Origin of the sequence: Tabrizicola flagellatus, from assembly GCF_046295235.1 — a bacterium.
In the GTDB taxonomy this organism is placed as follows: domain Bacteria; phylum Pseudomonadota; class Alphaproteobacteria; order Rhodobacterales; family Rhodobacteraceae; genus Tabrizicola; species Tabrizicola flagellata_A.
Map to the genome: position 1 here is coordinate 45,742 of NZ_JBKBLV010000016.1, position 19,759 is coordinate 65,500.

Consider the following 19,759-nt stretch of genomic DNA (forward strand, 5'->3'; position numbering starts at 1 on the left):
GCACGGTTGCAGAAAATCGCTGACAGGTGCTGTCCGTCGTGGCAGAAGGCGGGGAATCGCAGCGGGAAGGACCACGCAGTGGCGCTGAATTTCCGGCAGACCGAGATCCTGGAACTGGCCCGGGCCGAGGGTCGCGTCATGGTCGAGGACCTGGCGCAGCGCTTCGACGTGACCTTGCAGACGATCCGCCGCGACCTGGCCGATCTGGCCGATGCGGGGCATCTGGACCGGGTGCATGGCGGGGCGATGCTGCGGACGGGGGTGGCCAACATCGGCTACGAGGCGCGGCGGCGGATGAACGAGGGCGCCAAGGCCGCCATCGCCAAGGCCTGCGCTGCGGCGATCCCGGACAATTGCAGCCTGATCCTGAACCTCGGCACCACGACCGAGGCGGTGGCGCGCGAGCTGCTGACGCATCGCAACATCACCGTCATCACCAACAACATGAACGTGGCGAACATCCTGGTCGCCAATCCGGGCTGCGAGATCGTGGTGGCCGGCGGCGCGCTGCGGCGGACGGACGGGGGCCTGGTGGGCGAGTTGACGACGCAGTTCTTCGAGCAGTTCAAGGTTGATTACGCGGTGATCGGCGCCTCGGCGCTGGACCGCGACGGCGACCTGCTGGACTTCGACCTGGCCGAGGTCCGGGTGTCGAAGGCGATCATCCGCCAGTCGCGCAAGGTGTTCCTGGTGGCCGACCATTCCAAGCTGGACCGCTCGGCCCCGGCGCGACTGGCCTCGCTGGCGGAAATCACCGCGCTATACACCGACCAGCCCCTGCCCGCAGAGCTCATGCGCAAATGCGCCGACTGGGGAACCGAGGTGCAGGTCACCGGCTAGGCCGCAAGGAGCGGCGCCATCTGGCGGGCAAAGCCGTCCGAGGCGACCCAGGTGCGCAGCCGGTCGAAGGCCTGCGAGGCGATCCGTTCGCGCAGCGGCGCGTCGCCCAGCAGGCGGCGCAGGACGTCGGACAGGTCCGACAGATCCCAGGCCAGGGGCACATAGGTCTCCCATGGGACAAAGATGTCGGGGTTGGTCTCCACATGGCTCATGTCGGGTTTCAGCACTACCGCGCCCGAGATCACCGCCTCGAAATCGCGCCAGCAGACCTCGCCATAGCCGAAGGGGCTGAAGCAGATCTTGCTGTGGCGCAGTTCGGACAGGAACTGCGCGATATGCACGCCCATGCCGCGCACCACGGTCATTCCGGAAAGAGCGGCGGCCGCCGCATCGGCCTCGGCACGCATGGCGCCATACCAGGGCGTGCCGTTCACGTCGAACCGGGCATGCAGGTCGATGTCGCGCCCCCGGAACGAAGGCGGGCGTTGCAGGAGGGTGGGCAGGATCGTGGGTGCCGTGACGAAGGACGGGCCGACGACCAGCTTGTCGAGGAAGCCGGGCGGAATCGGGAAGCAGACCTCCGGCTCGGGCAGGTTCAGCCTGCGGGCGTAGTGGTCCGTCAGGTTCGTGTCGCCCAGCGTCGGCCGGCCATAGGCGTTGCGGTCGCGCAGCAGATGCTTCTTGACATAGAGGTCCACCATGCCGTCCATCCGAAAGGCATTGCGCAGGTCGGTCGGCGCGAACCAGTCGAGGCAAACGATCCGCGCACCGGGATGGTCGGCCCGCAGCCGGCCGAACAGGCGGGCGAGATCGGCGTCGGACACGTCGAAAGGCGTCTGGAAGGCGACCACCGTTGCCCCTCGGGCGGCAATCGGCAGGCCAGCCAGCATGTCGCCCAGATCCGCCTCGCGGATCTCGGTCCCGTAGAGCCGCCTGAAGTCCGGCGCGTAATGGTGGAACGGAAAGATCTGGCTTTGCGGCAAGCGCTCGGGCTGGGTCACCAGCAGCAGGCGGGACCGCGAACCGGGCGAAAAGGGTTGCGCCATGGCCCGCTTGCGGAACCGGGCGGCCCGTCGCCGGTCGAGAAGCTTGCGGATGCGGATGAGCTGGGCCTCAATCGCCAAGGACATCGCTCACCACCCTTTCGCCTTTCGGCGCCTTGCCTCGAAGCCTGTCCTCGAGCGCGATAAGTCTTCGGGCTTCGTCCTCATCCATCTTCCTGACGAAATGGTCGTGCAGCCGGTAGACGTCGGCGGGCTTGCGGTGCAGCGGCTTTCGCGACAAGAACTGCCGCATCGCCCCGATCGGCCGGTCCGGTTGCGCCATTGCCGCCACGCGCAGGCCGTCCAGCAGGTTTGCCATCCGCGCCCAGCGCAGGCGTGGGAGGGGCGGGTTGCGGAACCCTTCGGCATAAGGAATGTCAGCGAAGGCCGGATAGGCGCGGGCAATGGCGTCGTCGTGCAGCCGCTGGTCGCGCGTGACCGCAAAGGGCAGCGAAAGGCCCAGCTCCACGAACTCGGGCGAAAGGAAGGGGCAGCCGACCCGCGCCGCGGGGCCGAGGATGGCGGTCGAGACGAAGGCGATCTCGCGCCGCGTCCGGTTCCAGAACCAGAAGGCCTGGTAGGGGTCAGGCGCAGCGTCGAAGGCGCGGATCGCCTCGGCGATGCGGGCGATGGCGGCCTCTTCGAGACCGGGCGAATGGATCGCCCCGGCCCCGCCCGAATGACCCGGGCGGCTGATGACGCTGCCATGGCCTGCGACCAGGCGACGGGCGATGCCGTCGTAGTCGCCCCTGCGGGCACGGTCGAAGAAATCGGCCGCCGAATCGTCGGGATTGGTCAGGATGTCGCCGCCGATCCCGTCCAGGGCCGCCACGCCCGGCGTGCCGGCCAGGTAGTCGTGCATCGGCATCATCTGCGCATGTTCGTCGGCGCAGAACTGGGTCAGGAACATCGCGCGCAGCGCATCGCGCAGCCGGCCGCGCGGATGGCCGAGCAGGCCGTGGCGCACGCCTGCCCGTTCCGTCAGCGCCCGCGCCGCCTGCACCTCGCGGTCGAGGATCCGGCCCCCCTGGTGAAAGGTTGCCGCCATGTCGGGCTTGCGGCCCTGGTGCAGCATCTCCAGCAGGATGTGCCGCGAATCGCGGCCGCCGGACAGGGGCAGGACGATCGGCCCGTCCCAGTCGGCCAGAAAGCGGCGGATGGCGGCGCGCGGCACCTCGATGAAGGCTTCGACCGCCTGCGACCGGCTCAACCCGGCCTCGCGCGGGATGGGCACGTTGCCGGAAACGCTTGCCACCCCGTCGCGCCAGACCAGCCTGCCAGCGGGAGGCAGCACCTTGATATGCCGGAAGGGCGTGTCCTCCGCCAGGAAATGCCCGAGGCGGTGAAAGACGGCCAGCGCAACGGGGTCCGGTTCGGCATCGACCCCAAGCGCCAGGAGTTGCAGGATCGAGGGCGAGACGGCGATCTCGGACCCCTTGCTGCAATAGAACAGGCTGAAATAGCCCAGTGCATCGACTTCGGCGGTCAGGGTGCGGCCGTCCCAGTCCCAGCCGCCGTGCAGGCCGAGCGCGGTATCCGGCGGCGTGGGTCGGTGGCCGAGCCGGGCCGTTGCGGCTCCGGAAAGCGCCACCCCGGCCGGCCCGTGGCGCAGATGCAGGACCGGGGCAAGGGCTGCGCCAGGCATGAGGGCAACGCGGCGCACCTGCGCCTCGGCGTTCCCGGCGATGCGGCTGGACCGAGGCGAGCCGGTCAAGAGCCGTCCCGGGTGCCGAGATGATTCCTGATGGGTGAACGGATCCAGGCGGTTTGCAATGCACTTACTCCAATGACAGGCGCGACCCCGTTCCACGTCTGCCACGCAGGCGGTCCCGATGTCGGCTTCCGTTGAGAATTCCGGAAATGTCGCCCGATAACGCCTGTTGATCAAGCCTTTTGTGCGCAACCCTCGCGTGTCCGACACTCGGCCCTGACCGGCCCGCGGCGCGGGGTCGAGACCGTTTCGGCGCCCTGTCGGCGCGGGTGGCCGCGCCCCGCCCGCGAATTCAGGACAGGCGCGCGACAAGGGGAAAGGCGTGCATGTCGGCAAAGGTGCAGAACTCGATGCCGGCCAGCACGATCTCGGGCTGGAGGGCGGCAAGATCCTCGGCCAGCCTCGCCGAGAGATCGGCCATTGCGGCGGCCTCTGCGGGCGTCAGCCAGCGCAGGAGATAGGCCAGCGTGATGTGGAAGCGGTAATCGGCGAAGTCCGGGCGCCGGATCCCGGTCGCGGCGCGCAGGGTCTCGCGCGCGGTGCGGAGCGCGGTCTCGTCCGCCTCGGTCGCGCCGGTGACCTGCACGGTCGTTCCCGCGAAGATCCCGGTCGGTCGGATGGCGGTGGCCGAGGGCAGGTTCACCCCGGCAAGGCGGGGCAGGAAGTGGTCGGTCGCGGCCTCGACCGGCAGGGCGGGGTCGAGGCCCTCGGGCCAGCGCCCGCCGGTCCGGTCGCGGTCGGTCACGCCCTCGAAGACGGTCATGTGATAGGAGGAGGGCGGCAGGAAGGCATAGGCGCCGGCGGGGGCGACGGCGCGGAGACGGGCGGCGGTGGCGGTCAGCGCCTCGTGCGCCGGGCCGGGCGGGATATGGCAGATGAAGGTGTTGCCGGCATAGGGCATCACGTCCCCCGACGCGGTGAACTTCTGCCCGACCGCGGCAGGCGCGGCCCCGCCCGTCGCGGTGCCGGTCAGCCAGGCGAGCGTCGCGGTCCGGTCTGTCGCCATGGTCATGCCGTCACCGCGACCGGGGTTTCGGCCGCCTGCGGCTCGATCCGCCGGCCGGTGTCCGCGTCGAAGAGATGCAGGGCGCCCAACGGCACCGAGACGCCGACCGGCGCACCTTCGGCCGGGCGCACCTTTTCGGTGCTGAGGACGGAAAGGGGCAGGTCCTCGACCATCAGGTGATAGAGTCGTTCGGCGCCCAGCTCCTCGACGAAATCCACCCGCGCGTCGATCTGGCCCAGGCCGGGCGCGGTGAGGGACAGGGTCTCGGGGCGCAGGCCCGCCTGCACCAGCCGCCCGGCCGCCGCCTGCGCCAGCGCGCGCGGCAGGGGCAGCGCCGCACCCGAGTCGAGCATCAGCGCCTGGCGGCCGGAATCGACCCGGCCGGGCAGGAAGCTCATCGCCGGGCTGCCGATGAAGCCCGCGACATAAAGGCTGGCCGGGCGGTCGTAGATCTCGTCCGGGGTGCCGACCTGTTCGATGGTGCCCTTGTTCATCACCACCAGGCGGTCGGCCAGCGTCATGCCTTCGTGCTGGTCATGGGTGACGAAGACCGAGGTCGCCTTGATCTGGGTGTGGATGCGCCGGATCTCGTGCCGCATCTGGACCCGCAGCTTGGCGTCGAGGTTCGACAAGGGTTCGTCGAACAGGAACACCTTCGGCTCGCGGATGATGGCGCGGGCCATGGCGACCCGCTGGCGCTGGCCGCCGGAGAGCTGCCCCGGCCGGCGGTCGAGGAAATCGCCCAGCCCGACCGAGGCGGCAGTGGCCGCGATGCGGGCCTGACGTTCCGCCTTCGGCACGCCCGCGACCTTCAGCGCATAGCCGATGTTTTCCGCGACCGTCATGTGCGGATAGAGCGCGTAGTTCTGGAACACCATGGCGCAGCCGCGTTCGCGGGGTTCGAGGTCGTTCACCACCTGCCCGGCGATGGCGATCTCACCGGCGGTGATCTCTTCCAGCCCGGCGATCAGGCGCAAGAGCGTGGACTTGCCGCAGCCCGAGGGGCCGAGGATGACCACGAACTCGCCGTTGCGGATGGTGAGGTTCACCCCCTGCATGATCGTGGTCTTGCCATAGGTCTTGGCGACGTTGCGGATGGCGATCTCGGCCATGGGAGCCCCCTTACTTGTCGGTGTTGATGAGGCCGCGCACGAACCAGCGCTGCATGAAGATGACGACGGCGATCGGCGGCAGCATGACGACAAGGGTCGCGGCCATCGCCAGATGCCAGGTCGGCGTGCCCCCGCCGGTGGTCAGCTGGTCGGGCACGAGGTCTGACAACTGCACGACGACCATGCCGTAATTCGCCCGGTCGGTGATGACCAGGAGCGGCCAGAGATACTGGTTCCAGGCATAGACGAACATGATCGTCGCCAGCGCCGCGATGTTGGTCTTGGACAAGGGGATCAGCACGTCCCACAGGAAGCGCAAGGGGCCGGCGCCGTCCATCCGCGCGGCCTCGACCAGTTCGTCCGGGATGGTCAGGAAGAACTGGCGGTAGAGGAAGGTGCCGGTGGCAGTGGCAACGAGCGGCAGGATCAGGCCGGTGTAACTGTTCAGGAGGTTCCATTCGAGGCTGACCTCGATGCCCGACAGCGTGTTCAGAAGCCAGCTGATGCCGGTCGCGTCCAGGATGGTCTGGAAGGGCGACAGCGCGTTGGCAGCGACCGCGTAGGTCGGGACGATGCGGACCTCCAAGGGCAGCATCAGGGTGATGAAGATCGCCCAGAAGATCAGCATCCGGCCGCGGAAGTCGAAGAACACGAGCGCGAAGGCGGTGATGCAGGCCAGCGTGACCTTGCCCACCACCACGCCCACCGCGACGATGAAGGAGTTGACGAATTTCGGCCCGAAGTCCGATTGCGCCCAGGCTTCCCTGAGGTTCGGCCAGAACTGGTCGCCGGGCCAGAGCTCGACCGGGGCGGTGTTGACCTCCTGCAGGGTCAGGGTCGAGGCGACGATGGCCAGCCAGACCGGCACGAGGATGATCGCGAGGCCAAGGCCCAGGATCAGGTGCGTCATCAGGTTCAGGACGGGGGTGCGTTCGATCATGGGGCGGCCCTCAGGTGTAATGCACGCGCCGCTCGATGTAGCGGAACTGGATGAAGGTCAGCGCCATGACGAGGCACATCAGGATGATCGACTGCGCGGCGGCGCCGGAATAGTCGAAGCCGCGGAACCCGTCGGAATAGATCTTGTAGACCATCAGGTCGGTCGCCCGGAACGGCCCGCCCCCGGTAAGCGTGTCCACGATGCCGAAGCTGTCGGTGAAGCTGTCGGTGATGTTGATGACGAGGAGGAAGAAGAAGGTGGGCGTCAGGAGCGGCAGTTGCAGGTCGATCATCCGGCGCAGCGGGCGCGCGCCGTCCATGGCGGCGGCCTCGGTCAGGCTGCGGGGGATGGACTGGAGGGCTGCGAGGAAGAAGATGAAGCTGTAGGCGACCTGCTTCCAGGCCCCGGCGATGACGATGGCGGTGACGGCCTGCCAGGGGTATTTCGACAGGTCCCACCAGCCGGGCGAGATGGTGTTGATGTAGCTGAAGATGCCGGCGCCGGGGTTGAAGACGAACTGGAAGGCAAGGCCCACGGCGGGGGCGGCCACGGCATAGGGCCAGATGATGCCGATGCGCCAGACGCGGTAGCCGGCCAGCTGGCGGTCCACGAACAGCGCGAGCGTCAGCGCCATCCCCATGGCCAGCGCGGTCGTCGCCAGCGCGTAGATCACCGAGACCCGGACCGAGCCCCAGTAATAGGGGTCCGACAGCACCTTGCGGAAATTGTCGAAGCCGACCCAGGTGTTGCCGCCGCCCCAGGGCTGTTCCAGCGTGAAGGCCCAGTAGAGCGCCTGCGCCGAGGGCCAGTAGAAGAAGGTGAAGATCACCAGAAGCTGCGGGGCCAGCAGAAGCGGCACGATCCAGCTGAACTTGAAATGGGCGCGGCGCATGGGGTCTCCGGCAGAAGGGAGGGGCGCGGCAGGAGGTCGCCGCGCCCGCGGGTCGCAAGGATCGAGGCGATTACGGGAAGGACTTGCCCGGATAGGTCGCGGCAAAGCGCTTCAGATGGTCGTTGCCGCGGGCGACGGCGGTGTCGAGCGCCTCTTTCATCGTCTTCTGGCCGGCCAGCGCGGCCTCGACCTCGGCCGTCCATTCGGCGCGGATCTGGATGAAGCTGCCGAGACGGATGCCGCGGGTCAGGGGCGTCGGTTCGGTCCAGGTCAGCGACTTCATGGCTATGTCGCGGTTGAGGTAGGGTTCCTTCGAGTAGAAGCCTTCGGCCTTCAGCGCCTCGTAGGTGGACTTCGTCACCGGGATGTAGCCCGAGTTTTCCAGCAGGAACTGCTGTTCCGGCTTGGTGGCGAGGAAGGCCAGATAGGCCGCCGCGCCCTTGTATTCCTCGTCGGTCTTGCCCGAGAGCACCCAGAGCGAGGCGCCGCCGACGACGGTGTTCTTGCGCTCCACCCCTTCGTAGGTCGGGATGATCTGCACGTCCCAGGCGAAGGCGGGCTTCAGCTTGTGGACGGTGTTGTGGTCGGCGATGGACGAGAAGAACACCGCGCATTCGCCTTCGACGAAGCTGTCGCGCGAGGATTTGCCGGCCGCGGGCGTGCGCAGCTGGGCCAGGCCCTCGTCGAGCCAGCGCTTGATGTTTTCCATGTGCTGGACGTGCAGCGTGGTGTTGAACAGAAGCTCGCTGTCCAGCCCGTCATAGCCGTTGTTGTTCGAGGCGACCGGCACGCCATGGGCCATCGAGAACTGTTCCAGGTCGATCCAGGACGAGGGCGCATAGGCGTAGGGGCAGTCCACGCCCGCGGTCTTCAGCGCCTTGAAGGCGGCTTCCATGCCTTCCCAGGTGATCGGCGCCTCGGTCAGGCCGGCCTTGGCGAAGAGGTCCTTGTTCCAGTAGTAGACCGGGGTGGAGGAGTTCCAGGGCATCGAGAAGAACTCGCCCGACTTCGACGAATAGTAGTTGGCGATGCCGGGGAAATAGTCGGCCCAGTCGATGGTCACGCCGGTGTCGGCCATCAGCTTGGTGACCGGATAAAATTCGCCCGACATCATCAGGTCGGCGGTGCCGGCGTCGAAGGATTGCAGCAGCGTCGGGTGCTTGCCGGCGCGGAAGGCGGCAATGGTGTTCTGCACGGCCTTTTCATAGCCGTCCTGGCCGACGCAGACGGCCTCGTACTGGTCCTGGCTCGCGTTGAAGCGATTGCAGGTTTCCGCCACCACGGCGCCGAGGTCGCCGGTCAGGCCATACCAGTATTCGAATTTCGCACGCTCGGCCGAAGCGGTGCCGGCCGTGGCGGCGAGGGCCACAAGCGTGGCGGTCGCAAGCTTTTGGGTCATCGTCCCTGTCTCCGTTGTGGAAGGTTGGATCGCTGCGCCCTTATGCGGGGATTCGATGACGGATTGACGACAGATAGGCAAAAATACCTATACCAATCATAATGTTATACATAAAATGGCATTACCCTGCCGGGAAGGCCCGGCAGGGGTGGGAAGGCTTCGGTTGTCGGCCGCCGGGTCCTAGTGGAACAGGCCCGGCGCCATGGTCAGGTGGCGTTCGCCGTGATCCTGGAAATGCACGGTGACGCCTTCGGGATGCAGCAGGACCACGGCCATCTGCGCCGGGCCTTCCAGCTGGCGCTGGCGGCCCGGCACGCCCGGCACATGCGGCGTGACGGAATAGTGCGACCCTGCCAGCGTGGTCATCGGGATGCCCTTCCAGACCGCCGAAGTCGGCAGGTGGACATGGCCCGCGATGACCTGCCGCACCTCGGGGTGGCGGGTCAGCACCTGGACGTAGTCGGTAGCGTTTTCCAGGATGATCGCATCGACCGGCAGGAACAGCGGGTTCGCGTGGTGGTGCTGGACGATGATGACCGGACGGTCTGCGGCCTCGTCCAGCCGGGCGGCGAGCCAGTCGAGCCGGCCTCGGCAAAGGCGCCCCCCGACCAGCCCCGGTTCGGTCGTGTCGAGCAGGACAATCCGGTGCCCGCCCGCGTCGAAGGCGGTGGAGACGCGGCCCAGCGGGTCGTCGAGGGCCTCGCCGAAGACCGACAGGTAGGCTGTGCGGTCGTCGTGGTTGCCGAGGGTCAGGTAAACCGGCATCGGCAGCTCGGAGATCAGGTCGTGCAGGTGGCGGTAGGCCGCGACCTCGCCCCGGTCGGCGAGATCCCCCGCCAGAAGGACGAAGGCCGCGTCGGCGTGGTCGCGCTGGATCGTGTCCAGCGCCTCGCGGGTGCGTGCGCCGGTGTCCAGCCCGTTCACCGGAACGCCGGGCGGGCCAAGGTGCAGGTCGGACAGGATGACGAATTTCAGCGGGTTCATTCCGCAAGCCCCATCGCCTTGAGGTATTGCGCCGAGGGGATCACGCCTGCCTTGTCGCGCAGTTCCAGGATCAGGCGCGGATTGGCGCCGGCGGCGCGGGCCTGGGCCAGCGCGGCGAAGACCGAGGGCCAGAGGATCGTGCCATGGCCGATCTGCCAGTGCCGGTCGGCGAAGCCGTCGGCGTCCTGCAAGTGGACATGGCCCAGACGGCCGGCAGCGGCGCGGATGTAGAAGTCCACCGGCGGCGCCCCGGTCGAGATGTGGGCGTAATGTGCATGCCCGGTGTCCACCGACAGTTCCAACGCCTGCCAGCCAAGCTCGGCGCAGAGCATGGCGCGGTCGGTGGGCTCCATGTCCTCGATGTTCTCCAGCACGAAGGTCACGCCCATGTCCTCGGCCCGCCTCAGCGCCCCGCCCAGCGTGTCGCGGGCGGCCTCAAGCATCCGGGCGGTGTCGGAGGGATAGAGACCGCGGTGGTTGTAGCCCCAGGTGGTGAAGGGCGAATGGATCACGACATGCGTGCCGTTCACCGCGGCGCAGACATCCAGCGCCTGCTCCATCCGGCGGGCGACGATGCGGCGCACCTCGGGGTCGTAGGAGGCGATGGTGAAGCCCCAGAACGGCCCGTGGATGCCACGGCGGCCCTCGTGGCCGTCGAGCAGCCGGTTCACCTCGTCGGCCAGGCCGGACCAGTCGCCGTCGAGCACCGACACCTCGACGAAATGTTGCAGTTCGAGGTCGCGCGGGGCCTCGAGCAGCCAGTGGCGGTGGGCAGCGAGGCTGTCGCGGCAAAGTGCGGCGCCGAGGATCGGTCGTGAAGTCATGTCGGGAGATTCCTGCGTCTGTGACGCGGGGATGCTGCCGGGACGATGCGACAGGGACGTGCAATCCGGATGAAAGATTCGCGACAGGCTGACGCGCGCCGCCCGGCCCGAGGCGGGCTGGCAACCGCCGACAGGAAGCGATAGAGTCGCCGGACCGACCCTTCGCAGGATCGTCACGAAACGGGCCTAGGGGTGCCCAATGGCCAAAGACCGGCAGAACGAAATGAACCCAGAACCGGCCTTGCCGCCCGGCACGACGCCGGGCGTATCCCTTGTCGTGCCGATGAAGAACGAGGAAGGCGCGATCGGGGCCCTGGTCGAAGGAATCGCCGCGGCGATGGCGGACCGGTCCTGGGAGCTGATCCTGGTGGACGACGGATCGACCGACCGCACCCGGGAGATCTGCCTGAGCCTGGCCGCGGCCGACGCGCGGATCCGGGTGCTGGGCCATCCCGTCTCGGCCGGGCAGTCGGCCGCGCTGCATTCCGGGGTTCTGGCGGCGCGCGCGCCCATCGTCGCCACGCTGGACGGCGACGGCCAGAACCCGCCGGAGAACCTGCCCCGCCTGATCGCGCCGCTGGTCGGCCCCGGCGCCGACCCGGCCTGCGGCCTTGTCGCGGGACAGCGGGTCGGGCGCAAGGACACCTGGTCCAAGCGCCTTGCCTCGCGCGCGGCCAATGCCATCCGCTCGGCCGTGCTGCGCGACGGGACGCGCGACACAGGCTGCGGGCTGAAGGCCTTTCGCCGCGATGCCTTCCTGGCCCTGCCCTATTTCGACCACATGCACCGTTACCTGCCGGCGCTGTTCGCGCGCGACGGCTGGCAGGTCGCGCATGTGGACGTGACCCATGCCCCGCGCCAGAGCGGCCGGTCGAAATACGGCAACCTGGACCGGGCGCTGGTCGGGATCGTCGATCTTTTCGGCGTCGCCTGGCTGATTCGCCGCCGCAAACGGGCGCGGGCGCAGATGCTGACCACAGATACCAGATCCGAACCCGCCCCTGCCGAGGCACGGCCGGTTCCTGTTGCGGGAGCTACAGTCAATGCGTGAAACACTCTGGGCCTGGCTGCATGTGCAGAGCTGGCAGGAATTCACCTGGGTGATGATCGGGCTTACTGGCCAGCTTCTGTTCACCGCGCGCTTCCTGGTGCAGTGGATCGCCTCGGAGCGCGAAAAGCGGTCGGTGATCCCGCTCGCCTTCTGGTATTTCTCCATGGCGGGGGGCCTGGTGCTTCTGTCCTACGCGCTCTGGCGGCGCGACCCAGTGTTCATCCTGGGCCAGTCGATGGGGCTGTTCATCTACATACGGAACCTGTGGCTGATCCATGCCGAGCACCCCGACCGCGCGGCCAATGCCGGCAACTGACCGCGCGGGGAAGCTGGTCGCGGGTGGCGCTTTCTTCCTTGCGCTCGGGCTGATCGGTTTCCGGATCGTCCTTGCCCTTCTTGACCGGACCGAGCTTTCGACCGACGAGGCGCAATACTGGTTCTGGGGCCAGACGCTGGAATTCGGCGCCTATTCCAAGCCGCCGCTGATAGGCTGGATCCTGCGCGCCGCGACCGAGCTTCTCGGCCAGAGCGTCTGGGCCGTGCGACTGCCGGCCGTGCTGTTTCACGCCGCGACGGCGGGCGTGATCTTCCTTGCCGCCCGCCGACTGGCTCCGCGCCCGGTGGCCGAACTGGCGGCGCTGCTGTACCTCGTCGCACCGGCGGTGACGCTGGGGTCGGCGGTGATGACCACCGACACGCCGATGCTCCTGGCGGCGGCGGTGGCGCTCTGGGCACAGCTGCGCGCCGGAGAGGCGCGGCTGGCCGGGGGCCGCGACCGCGCGGCGGCCGTCATCCTGGGCCTTGCGCTGGGGCTGGGGATCCTGGCCAAGCATGCGATGCTGTTCTGGCTGGCCGGCAGCCTGGCCGCCGCCGTCCTGTCGCCCGGGTTGCGCCCGGGGCGGTCCGACGCGGCGCTCGCGCTGGCGGTGATGCTGGTCGTCGTCGCGCCACATGTAGTCTGGCTGCGGCAGCACGGTTTCATCACGCTGCACCATGTCGAGGACATCACCGCCGGCGGCGGGCTGTCGCTGCTGCGCCCGCTGCGCTTTCTGGCCGAGCAGTTCCTGGTCGCCGGGCCGATCCTGTTCCCGGCGATGATCCTGGGGCTGGTGGCGGGGGGAGCGCCGGCGGGGGTGGCGGCGCTGGCGCTGGTGCCGCTGGTCATCGTGGTGGGGCAGGCCGCCAAGGGCCCGGCCCTTGCCAACTGGGCGGTTCTGTATCTGGTGCCCGGAGCGATCCTGGGGGCGCTGTGGCTGGTGCGGCACCGTGCGCTGGCCCGGCTGGCGCTGGGGCTGGGGCTGCTGGTTGCGCTGGCCCTGCCCATGATGAAGGCCTTCGGAACCGGGGTGCAGCGGCCCGACGGCCGCCCGGTCCTGTCGCGCTATCTGGGCCACGGCGAGATCGCCACCTGGGCGCTGGAAACGGCGCGGGAGGCCGGCGCACAGGCCCTGGTCGCACAGGACCGCGACCTCCTGGCCGATCTGTCCTGGTTCGGCGCGACGGGCGGACTGGCGATCCGCGCCGTCCCGCCAAAGGGCCTGCCCGCACATCACTGGGAGATGACCGCCCCCTACGACCCCGCCCGGGACGGCTGTGCGGTGCTGCTTCTGCGCGCAGGCGCCGCGCTGCCCGTCGCCAAGGCACCCGAAATCGCCCGCATGGTCGCCCCACCCGGCTTTGCCGGAGGACAGGAGCTGGTGCTTTACCGCCTGCCCGGCCCGGGCTGCCCCGCCGCCCTCAAGTCACCGGAGCCCTGACATGAGCTACCAGCGCCTCGTGATCGTCTATCTGCTGATCTTCATCCTGGCGCAGGCCGTCTTCGCCGCCTTTCCCGGCATCGACCTTGCGGTGTCGCGCCTGTTTGCGGCCGAGGGAGGCGGGTTCACCTGGGCCACGGAGCCGGGTCCGACGATCAACCTGACACTCCGCCGGCTGGGCGAGATCGTCACGCTGATCCTGATCCTGGCCTATCTGGTCGGGCTGTTCGACAGCCGGTTCAGAGGGGACGACCTGCGGCTTGTGGCCTATCCGGTCCTCAGCGTGGCGCTGGCAAGCGGCGTCATCGTCAACCTGCTGCTGAAACATCATGTCGGCCGTGCCCGCCCGGACACCGTGGCCGAGTTCGGCGGCACCGCAGACTTCTCCCCGGCCTGGCAGGTGGTGCAGGAATGCAGTCGCAACTGTTCCTTCACGTCGGGAGAGGTGGCGCTGGCCGCCGGGCTGGCCCTGCCGATCCTGGCAATCCTCTGGCCGCATCTGACGCGCCGGGGAGCGCGTCCGCTGGCCATCGGAGCGGCGGTCGGCTACATCGCGCTGGTCGCGCTGCTGCGCATCGGACTGGGCCGGCATTTTCTCAGCGATGCGGTGTTTTCGGTGCTGTTCGGCGCCGGGGCGGCGCTGGCGCTTTACCCCGTCCTGCGCATCGACGCGGCCCGGCGCCATCTGCCCCTGCTGGCCGCGCGGCGGACCCGGCCGCAATCGGGCGAGCGGCGAGGCGTGCATTGACGAGCCTGTCCGCGCCGCATCCCGTCACCGGCACGCGCGCCGCCTGGCACTGGCTGGCGCTGGCGCTCTTCGCGCTTCTGGCCTTCCTGCCAGCGCAGTCGGCCCTGCCGGTCACCGACCGCGACGAGGCGCGTTACGTCCAGGCCAGCCGACAGATGCTGGAAAGCCGCGACTTTGTGGACATCCGGTTTCAGGAAGAGCCCCGCCACAAGAAGCCGGTCGGGATCTACTGGCTGCAAAGCGCCGCCGTGATGGCGGTGAGCGGTGGGCCAGAGGCGCCGCTTTGGGTCTACCGGTTACCCTCGCTGGCCGGGGCCGTTCTGTCGGTGCTGCTGGTGGCGGTGGCGGGGGCGCCGCTGTTCGGGCGGAGACCGGCATTGCTGGCGGCGGCGCTTTTCGCGGGAACCCTGGTGATCGGCGGCGAGGCGCGGATCGCCAAGACCGATGCGGCGCTTCTGGCGACGACCCTGGCCGCGCAGGCGGTGCTGGCGCGGCTCTATCTGCGCGAAACGGTCGGACGGCCGGCGGTCTGGGGCTTCTGGCTGGCGATCGCGGCCGGACTGCTGATCAAGGGGCCGATCGGGCCGATGGTGCCGGGGCTGACGGCACTGGCACTGGTGGCGCTGGACCGGCGGGCGGGCTGGCTGCGCCCGCTGGCCACACCGCTGCCGATCGCAGCCGCCCTGGCGCTGGTCCTGCCCTGGGTCGTGGCGATCACGCTGCGCACGGAGGGGGCCTTCTGGACCGGATCGGTCGGCGCTGACCTTCTGCCGAAGATCGCCGCGGGACAGGAGGGAAAGGGCGCCCCACCGGGGACCTATCTGCTGACGCTGCCCGTCATCTTCTGGCCGGCGCTGCCGCTGCTGATCCTGGCGCTGCCGGCGATCTGGCGGACGCGGCGCGAGGCGACGACGCGGTTCTGCCTGGCCTGGGCGATCCCGGTCTGGCTGGTCTACGAGGCGGTGCCGACCAAGCTGATCCACTACACGCTGCCCGCCCTGCCCGCGCTGGCCCTTCTTGCCGTGGGGCACCTGCCGGCGACGGCAAGCGCGGTCCCGCGCCTCTTGCGGGGGCTGGCGGTGCTGGCCTTCCTGCCCGGTCTTGCCCTGGGCGGTTTCGTCCTGAACTACAGCGCAAATGCAGGCGACCGGGCCGCAGCGGCGCTGGTGCTGGCCGGACTTGCGGGGGCGGTCGTCGCGGTTGGCCTGGCGATCCGCTTCTGGCGACGGTCCCAGCCCGTGGGCCTTGTCGCGGCACTGGCGGCGGCGGGGGTGATCCTGCATGGGGCGCTGATCTCGGCCGCGGCGCGGATGCCGCAGCTCTGGCCCACCGAGGCGGCAATGGCACTGGCCGGCGAGGTCGCCGCCGCGCAGGGTTGCGACCTGCCACGGCTGACCGGATGGGGCTATCAGGAACCCTCGCTGGTCTGGCGCGGGGGACGCGATACCCGGCTGCTGCCGGCCTCGACCCCGGTGCAAGAGGCGATCCGCCCCGGTGCCTGCGAGGTGGTCATCCACCTGCGCGGCGCCGCGCCCGACCTTGACGCGGAGGCCGCGGGATGTCAGCTGGCCGGAACGGTCGAGGGCTTGGCCATCGGGGCGGGCAAGTGGGTGACGCTGGACATTCTGGACTGCCGGGGGACACCGTGAAACACGCCGGATCGGGGGAGGAGCTGCTGACCCAGGTCCGGCCGGAGAAGGCGACTTCGGCCGCACCGGCACCCGTTCCAAACCTGGCTGCGGGGCAGAGCCGGCTGTCGCTGGCCATCAGCCTGGCCTGTGCCCTGTTCCTGGTGGCGGTGGCCGTCGACCCCGTGGTGCGCGACTACGCCCGCTCGCTGGACCCGACCCTGGTCGGTGCCCTGCGCCTTGCGACCGAGTTCGGCAACTCGGCCTGGCCATTGGGTATCGGGCTGCTGCTTCTGGCCTGCATCGCCCTGGCGCGACGCAGGATCCCGGAAGATCCGTCCGGGTCCCTCGCGCGGTTGCGCTCGACGTTGATGTTCATGATCGCCTCGATCGCGGTCAGCGGCATCCTTGCCAATCTGGCGAAGAACGTCATCGGCCGCGCCCGCCCCTCTGCCATGCCCGATATCGGCGTGCTGGAGTTTTCCCCCCTGGCGCTGATGCCGAACTGGGCCGCGTTCCCGTCGGGACATGCCACGACCGCAACCGCCTGCGCCGTGGCGCTGGCGCTGTCCTGCCCGCGCTACGCCTGGGCCTGGCTTTCGGTTGGCGGCGTCGCCGCGCTGTCGCGGCCTTTTCTGGCCGTGCACTGGATGAGCGATGCGCTGGCCGGGATGGTCCTGGGCACCGTGATCACGTTGGCCATCCGCAAGGCGATGCTGGCCCGCGGGCACCGTTTCGGAGTCGAGCCGGGCGCATTGGCCCAAAGCCTTGCCGCCACCCTGGCCGAGATCGGCGGACTGGCCGGCAAGGGCCTTGGCCTGGGACAGTCCGCGCTGAGGGCGTTGCGGCGCAAGGCGTTCCCCGGCCGGACCGAGGACTGAGCCGTCGCAGGCCACGACCCGAACCTTTTGGACCCGCGTCAGATCACTGTCTTGGGAAAACTGGTGGAGCAGAGGGGGATCGAACCCCTGACCTTATCATTGCGAACGATACGCTCTCCCAACTGAGCTACTGCCCCATCCGCAGGGCGCTATTCAGCGCAAATCCCGGGGAGTGTCAAGCCGCGTCGGCGCCGGATCAGCGTGCGTGCTGACGGACGAAGGCCACGATGTCCGCAGCAGGACGCGCCCCGGCCAGCCGCGCGACCTCGCGTCCGTTCCGGTAGAGGATCAGAGCGGGGATGCCGCGGATGCCGGCACGCGCCGAGATCTCCTGGTGCTGATCGGTGTTCAGCTTCCCCAGCCGCGCCTCTTGCGCCAGCACCTTCGCAGCCTTGGCGAATTCCGGGGCCATCGCCCGGCACGGGCCGCACCAAGGCGCCCAGTAATCGACGAGAACCGGAAGGCTGTCGCCCCGGGTCATCTTGTCATGGGTGGCAGCGTCCAGTTCGGCGACCTCGCCATTGACGAGGATGGCCCCGCAGACCCCGCATTTGGGCGCATCGCCCAATCGGGACGCGGGCACACGATTCGCCTGGCCACAGGCGGTGCAAGTCAGTTTCAGGGCATCGGCTACAGGCATGGGACACCTCACAGCTAGTCAGCTATGAAGATGTGCATAAAGAAGCCCAGGCGCAAGGGGTGAGCGGCGAGAGTTCAGAGAAAATCCTCTTCCTCGCCCGCCACGTCGATGCCGAGGGCGTCGAGGCCGGCTTCCAGGTTCTCGGCGAGATGCGGCATGCCCATCAGGTAATCGGCGGTGGGGGTCGTGGCCTCGGCAACCGCGGTGGCCACGGCCTCGTCAAAGTCCTCGGGTTCGAAGGCGCCCCGACCGACCCAGGCGACCGCGGTCAGTTGCGCCTTTTCATCATCGTTCAGCGCATCGATGAACGCATGCAGCTCGGCGTCACCGACGCCGGCCTCGCGCGCCAGGTAGATGACATGCACGACCTTCTGCGGGCTGATTTCCAGCATGGCGGGCCTCCCTTTCCGGGACCATGGTCGCGCATGCCGCGCCCCGGCGCAAGCGATGCGTCAAGCGATAGCCGCCCCAATCGCCCAGACTGTCAATCCATGCGCCAGAGCCCCGGCAAGCGTCGCCAGCACGACCGAACGGCCTGCGGCATAGGCAGCGAGCACTGCCAGCGTGCCCACCGCGACCGGCGCGAACGCGCGCATCTCGGGCGACAGCGCCGGCAGGATCGCCGCGACGAACAGAGTGGCGATGGCAGCGGGCCCGGTGGCCGACAGGAACCGCTCCAGCCAGCCGCTGGCGGCCATGCGGTCGCTGCGCAGGATCACAGGAAGGGCCCGGAAGGCCCAGTTCGCGGCCCCGGCCATCAGGGCGACGGTCAGCAGCTCCCAGTTCATCGGCGCACCAGCCCGGCCAGCGCCCCGGCCAGCATCCCCATCAGGATGCCGCTGGTCGCGCTGATGCCCAGCGTAGCCGCCACCGTCACCAGGCCTGCCACCGCGATGATGGGCAACTGGCGACGGCTGAGGATCGACAGGAGCAGAGCGAGGAACAGGGCCGGCAACATGAAGCCGAGGCCGGCACTGAGCGCGGGCCAGCCGTCCAGCGCGCCGCCCCCGGCCAGCGCCCCGACGACCGTGCCACCGACCCAGGCCGCATAGGCCCCGATCCCGAGGCCCGACATCCAGGCCTCGGAGAACCGCTGCCCGCGGGCCAGCGCGCCCAGCGCCTGGCCGAAGACCTCGTCGGTCAGGCCGAAGGCCCAGGCCCAGGCATGGCGGGTCGAGGCGCCCTCCCCGGCCTCGCGCATCAGGGCGGGGCCGTAAAGCACATGGCGCAGGTTCATCGCGATCAGGGTGAAGGCCGTGACCAGGACCGGCGCCGCGCTGGACAGGAGCGCAAGCGCCAGGAACTGCGAGGCCCCGGCATAGATCAGCAGCGACAGGGCAAAGGCCTCGGTCGCGGTGAACCCGGCACGGGTCGCGGCCACGCCGAAAGAGAAGGCGATCGGAAAATACCCCAGGACGATGGGCAGGCTAGCGGCCAGTCCGGCGAGGAAGGTGGGCTTGGTCGCGGTCATCACCGGGCAGGGCTAGCGCGGGCGGGGGGCTTTGGTCAATGGCCGGTTCCGCTCTGGAAAGCCTGACTTGTGGCTGCCGTCCCGGCCCGCCACCCTGACCCGTGCCAGCCCCGTGCCACAGGACCAGAACATGCGCCTTCCCACCCTTGCCGCGGTCGTCGCAACGGCCACCTTCGCCCCCGCCCATGCCCAGGTCCGCGAGATCCCCGGAACCGGGTTCGAGGCCGGCAACTGGATCGGGGGCGCCTATACGGATGCTTCCGGCAAGTTCTCGTACTGCTACGCCACGGTCAGCTACATGAACGGCCAGACGCTGTGGCTGGGGCTTTATCCCAACGACACCCTGTCGATCCTGTTGTCGCAGCCGGATGTCCGGTTCAAGCCGGGACAGACCTTCGATCTCTGGGTGATGATGGAAACCGGCCTGCCGATGATCGGCAAGGGCGAAGCCTGGGACGAGACTTACGGCGGGATCACCTACACGGGGATCGAGGCGACGGTCGATTTCCTGAACAGCGGCCGCTACCTGCGGATGCTGGGCATGGGAATCGACGACGGGTTCGACGTGGATGGCATCGGCCCGGCGCTGGTGCAGGCGCAGGACTGCCTGGCCAGGCAGGGCGCGGCGGCCGGCCGGCTGCCGGGAGGCGAGCCCGCAGTCAAGTCGCCACCCGCCGTGCCGGGCCTGACCAAACCCAGGACCAGCGGCATCGGCGCGGAGGGGGGCGCTTCTCCCCGACCCGGGGGTGCCTTGGGCACCCCCGTGCCGAAACCGCAACCCTGACGGCAGGACCAAGCCCAGGAATTTTCGACGAAAATTCCTGGGCTGCGC

The 19,759-nt window shown here is 69.1% G+C and carries 21 protein-coding genes and 1 tRNA gene; 8 read left to right on the forward strand and 14 right to left on the reverse strand.

The genetic code is table 11. The features are described 5' to 3' along the window. Window positions 1–78: 78 nt before the first annotated feature. A complete protein-coding gene (locus ACK4IU_RS09000; RefSeq protein WP_149588628.1) occupies window positions 79–840 on the forward strand; it encodes a DeoR/GlpR family DNA-binding transcription regulator in 762 nt (253 codons plus the stop codon). On the opposite strand, the gene ACK4IU_RS09005 is transcribed toward ACK4IU_RS09000, so the two are convergent. The 9 genes from ACK4IU_RS09005 to ACK4IU_RS09045 form a co-directional block, all read right to left on the reverse strand. Next, complete coding sequence (locus ACK4IU_RS09005) at window positions 837–1,970, reverse strand: glycosyltransferase (RefSeq protein WP_409733969.1); 1,134 nt, start codon at window positions 1,968–1,970, stop codon at window positions 837–839. The two genes, ACK4IU_RS09000 and ACK4IU_RS09005, sit on opposite strands and share 4 nt — an antisense overlap. After that, a complete protein-coding gene (locus ACK4IU_RS09010; RefSeq protein ID WP_409733971.1) occupies window positions 1,954–3,597 on the reverse strand; it encodes a hypothetical protein in 1,644 nt (547 codons plus the stop codon). Before ACK4IU_RS09010 ends, ACK4IU_RS09005 begins: the two co-directional genes overlap by 17 nt. Before the next feature lie 289 nt (window positions 3,598–3,886). Continuing rightward, on the reverse strand, window positions 3,887–4,606 hold the full coding sequence (locus ACK4IU_RS09015) for a DUF1868 domain-containing protein (RefSeq protein ID WP_409733974.1): 720 nt from the start codon (window positions 4,604–4,606) through the stop codon (window positions 3,887–3,889). After that, window positions 4,603–5,712: an ABC transporter ATP-binding protein gene (locus tag ACK4IU_RS09020; protein ID WP_409733977.1), complete on the reverse strand. Its 1,110-nt coding sequence runs from the start codon at window positions 5,710–5,712 to the stop codon at window positions 4,603–4,605. The genes ACK4IU_RS09015 and ACK4IU_RS09020 overlap by 4 nt, the downstream gene beginning before the upstream one ends. A gap of 10 nt (window positions 5,713–5,722) precedes the next feature. Next, window positions 5,723–6,652, reverse strand: a complete 930-nt coding sequence (locus tag ACK4IU_RS09025; protein ID WP_409733979.1) for an ABC transporter permease subunit — start codon at window positions 6,650–6,652, stop codon at window positions 5,723–5,725. Window positions 6,653–6,662: 10 nt separating this feature from the next. After that, window positions 6,663–7,544, reverse strand: a complete 882-nt coding sequence (locus ACK4IU_RS09030; RefSeq protein ID WP_409733982.1) for an ABC transporter permease subunit — start codon at window positions 7,542–7,544, stop codon at window positions 6,663–6,665. Between the two features lie 70 nt (window positions 7,545–7,614). Next, entirely contained in the window at window positions 7,615–8,943 is a 1,329-nt protein-coding gene (locus tag ACK4IU_RS09035) for an extracellular solute-binding protein (RefSeq protein ID WP_409733984.1), read from the reverse strand. 180 nt (window positions 8,944–9,123) lie between these two features. Then, on the reverse strand, window positions 9,124–9,927 hold the full coding sequence (locus ACK4IU_RS09040; protein WP_409733986.1) for a metallophosphoesterase: 804 nt from the start codon (window positions 9,925–9,927) through the stop codon (window positions 9,124–9,126). Beyond that, window positions 9,924–10,751 carry a sugar phosphate isomerase/epimerase family protein gene (locus ACK4IU_RS09045; RefSeq protein ID WP_409733989.1) on the reverse strand — a complete coding sequence of 276 codons (828 nt, stop codon included), beginning with the start codon at window positions 10,749–10,751 and terminating at the stop codon, window positions 9,924–9,926. Before ACK4IU_RS09045 ends, ACK4IU_RS09040 begins: the two co-directional genes overlap by 4 nt. 223 nt (window positions 10,752–10,974) lie before the next feature. Here ACK4IU_RS09045 and ACK4IU_RS09050 point away from each other — a divergent pair, with 223 nt between their 5' ends. Genes ACK4IU_RS09050 through ACK4IU_RS09075 form a run of 6 tightly spaced genes read left to right on the forward strand, consistent with a single transcriptional unit; the run spans window position 10,975 to window position 16,816 of the window. After that, entirely contained in the window at window positions 10,975–11,802 is an 828-nt protein-coding gene (locus tag ACK4IU_RS09050; protein WP_409733991.1) for a glycosyltransferase family 2 protein, read from the forward strand. Further along, entirely contained in the window at window positions 11,795–12,118 is a 324-nt protein-coding gene (locus ACK4IU_RS09055) for a lipid-A-disaccharide synthase N-terminal domain-containing protein (RefSeq protein ID WP_409733994.1), read from the forward strand. Before ACK4IU_RS09050 ends, ACK4IU_RS09055 begins: the two co-directional genes overlap by 8 nt. Beyond that, window positions 12,105–13,559: a glycosyltransferase family 39 protein gene (locus tag ACK4IU_RS09060; RefSeq protein ID WP_409733997.1), complete on the forward strand. Its 1,455-nt coding sequence runs from the start codon at window positions 12,105–12,107 to the stop codon at window positions 13,557–13,559. The genes ACK4IU_RS09055 and ACK4IU_RS09060 overlap by 14 nt, the downstream gene beginning before the upstream one ends. 1 nt (window position 13,560) lies before the next feature. After that, complete coding sequence (locus ACK4IU_RS09065; RefSeq protein WP_409734000.1) at window positions 13,561–14,307, forward strand: phosphatase PAP2 family protein; 747 nt, start codon at window positions 13,561–13,563, stop codon at window positions 14,305–14,307. Continuing rightward, the gene (locus ACK4IU_RS09070) at window positions 14,304–15,956 is read left to right on the forward strand and encodes an ArnT family glycosyltransferase (protein ID WP_409734003.1); all 1,653 of its coding nucleotides are present in this window, start codon (window positions 14,304–14,306) and stop codon (window positions 15,954–15,956) included. Before ACK4IU_RS09065 ends, ACK4IU_RS09070 begins: the two co-directional genes overlap by 4 nt. Continuing rightward, window positions 15,953–16,816 carry a phosphatase PAP2 family protein gene (locus ACK4IU_RS09075; RefSeq protein ID WP_409734006.1) on the forward strand — a complete coding sequence of 288 codons (864 nt, stop codon included), beginning with the start codon at window positions 15,953–15,955 and terminating at the stop codon, window positions 16,814–16,816. Before ACK4IU_RS09070 ends, ACK4IU_RS09075 begins: the two co-directional genes overlap by 4 nt. Before the next feature lie 61 nt (window positions 16,817–16,877). Here ACK4IU_RS09075 and ACK4IU_RS09080 read toward each other — a convergent pair. The 5 genes from ACK4IU_RS09080 to ACK4IU_RS09100 form a co-directional block, all read right to left on the reverse strand. Next, a tRNA-Ala gene (locus tag ACK4IU_RS09080) sits at window positions 16,878–16,953 on the reverse strand. Window positions 16,954–17,012: 59 nt separating this feature from the next. Next, window positions 17,013–17,456 carry a thioredoxin TrxC gene (gene trxC / locus ACK4IU_RS09085; protein WP_409734009.1) on the reverse strand — a complete coding sequence of 148 codons (444 nt, stop codon included), beginning with the start codon at window positions 17,454–17,456 and terminating at the stop codon, window positions 17,013–17,015. Between the two features lie 74 nt (window positions 17,457–17,530). After that, entirely contained in the window at window positions 17,531–17,848 is a 318-nt protein-coding gene (locus ACK4IU_RS09090; RefSeq protein ID WP_149588644.1) for a DUF3775 domain-containing protein, read from the reverse strand. A gap of 60 nt (window positions 17,849–17,908) precedes the next feature. Further along, window positions 17,909–18,244 carry an AzlD domain-containing protein gene (locus ACK4IU_RS09095; RefSeq protein WP_409734012.1) on the reverse strand — a complete coding sequence of 112 codons (336 nt, stop codon included), beginning with the start codon at window positions 18,242–18,244 and terminating at the stop codon, window positions 17,909–17,911. Further along, the gene (locus ACK4IU_RS09100) at window positions 18,241–18,927 is read right to left on the reverse strand and encodes an AzlC family ABC transporter permease (RefSeq protein ID WP_409734015.1); all 687 of its coding nucleotides are present in this window, start codon (window positions 18,925–18,927) and stop codon (window positions 18,241–18,243) included. The genes ACK4IU_RS09095 and ACK4IU_RS09100 overlap by 4 nt, the downstream gene beginning before the upstream one ends. A gap of 130 nt (window positions 18,928–19,057) precedes the next feature. On the opposite strand from ACK4IU_RS09100, the gene ACK4IU_RS09105 reads away from it, so the two are divergent. Then, the gene (locus ACK4IU_RS09105; protein ID WP_409734018.1) at window positions 19,058–19,711 is read left to right on the forward strand and encodes a hypothetical protein; all 654 of its coding nucleotides are present in this window, start codon (window positions 19,058–19,060) and stop codon (window positions 19,709–19,711) included. Window positions 19,712–19,759: the final 48 nt, after the last annotated feature.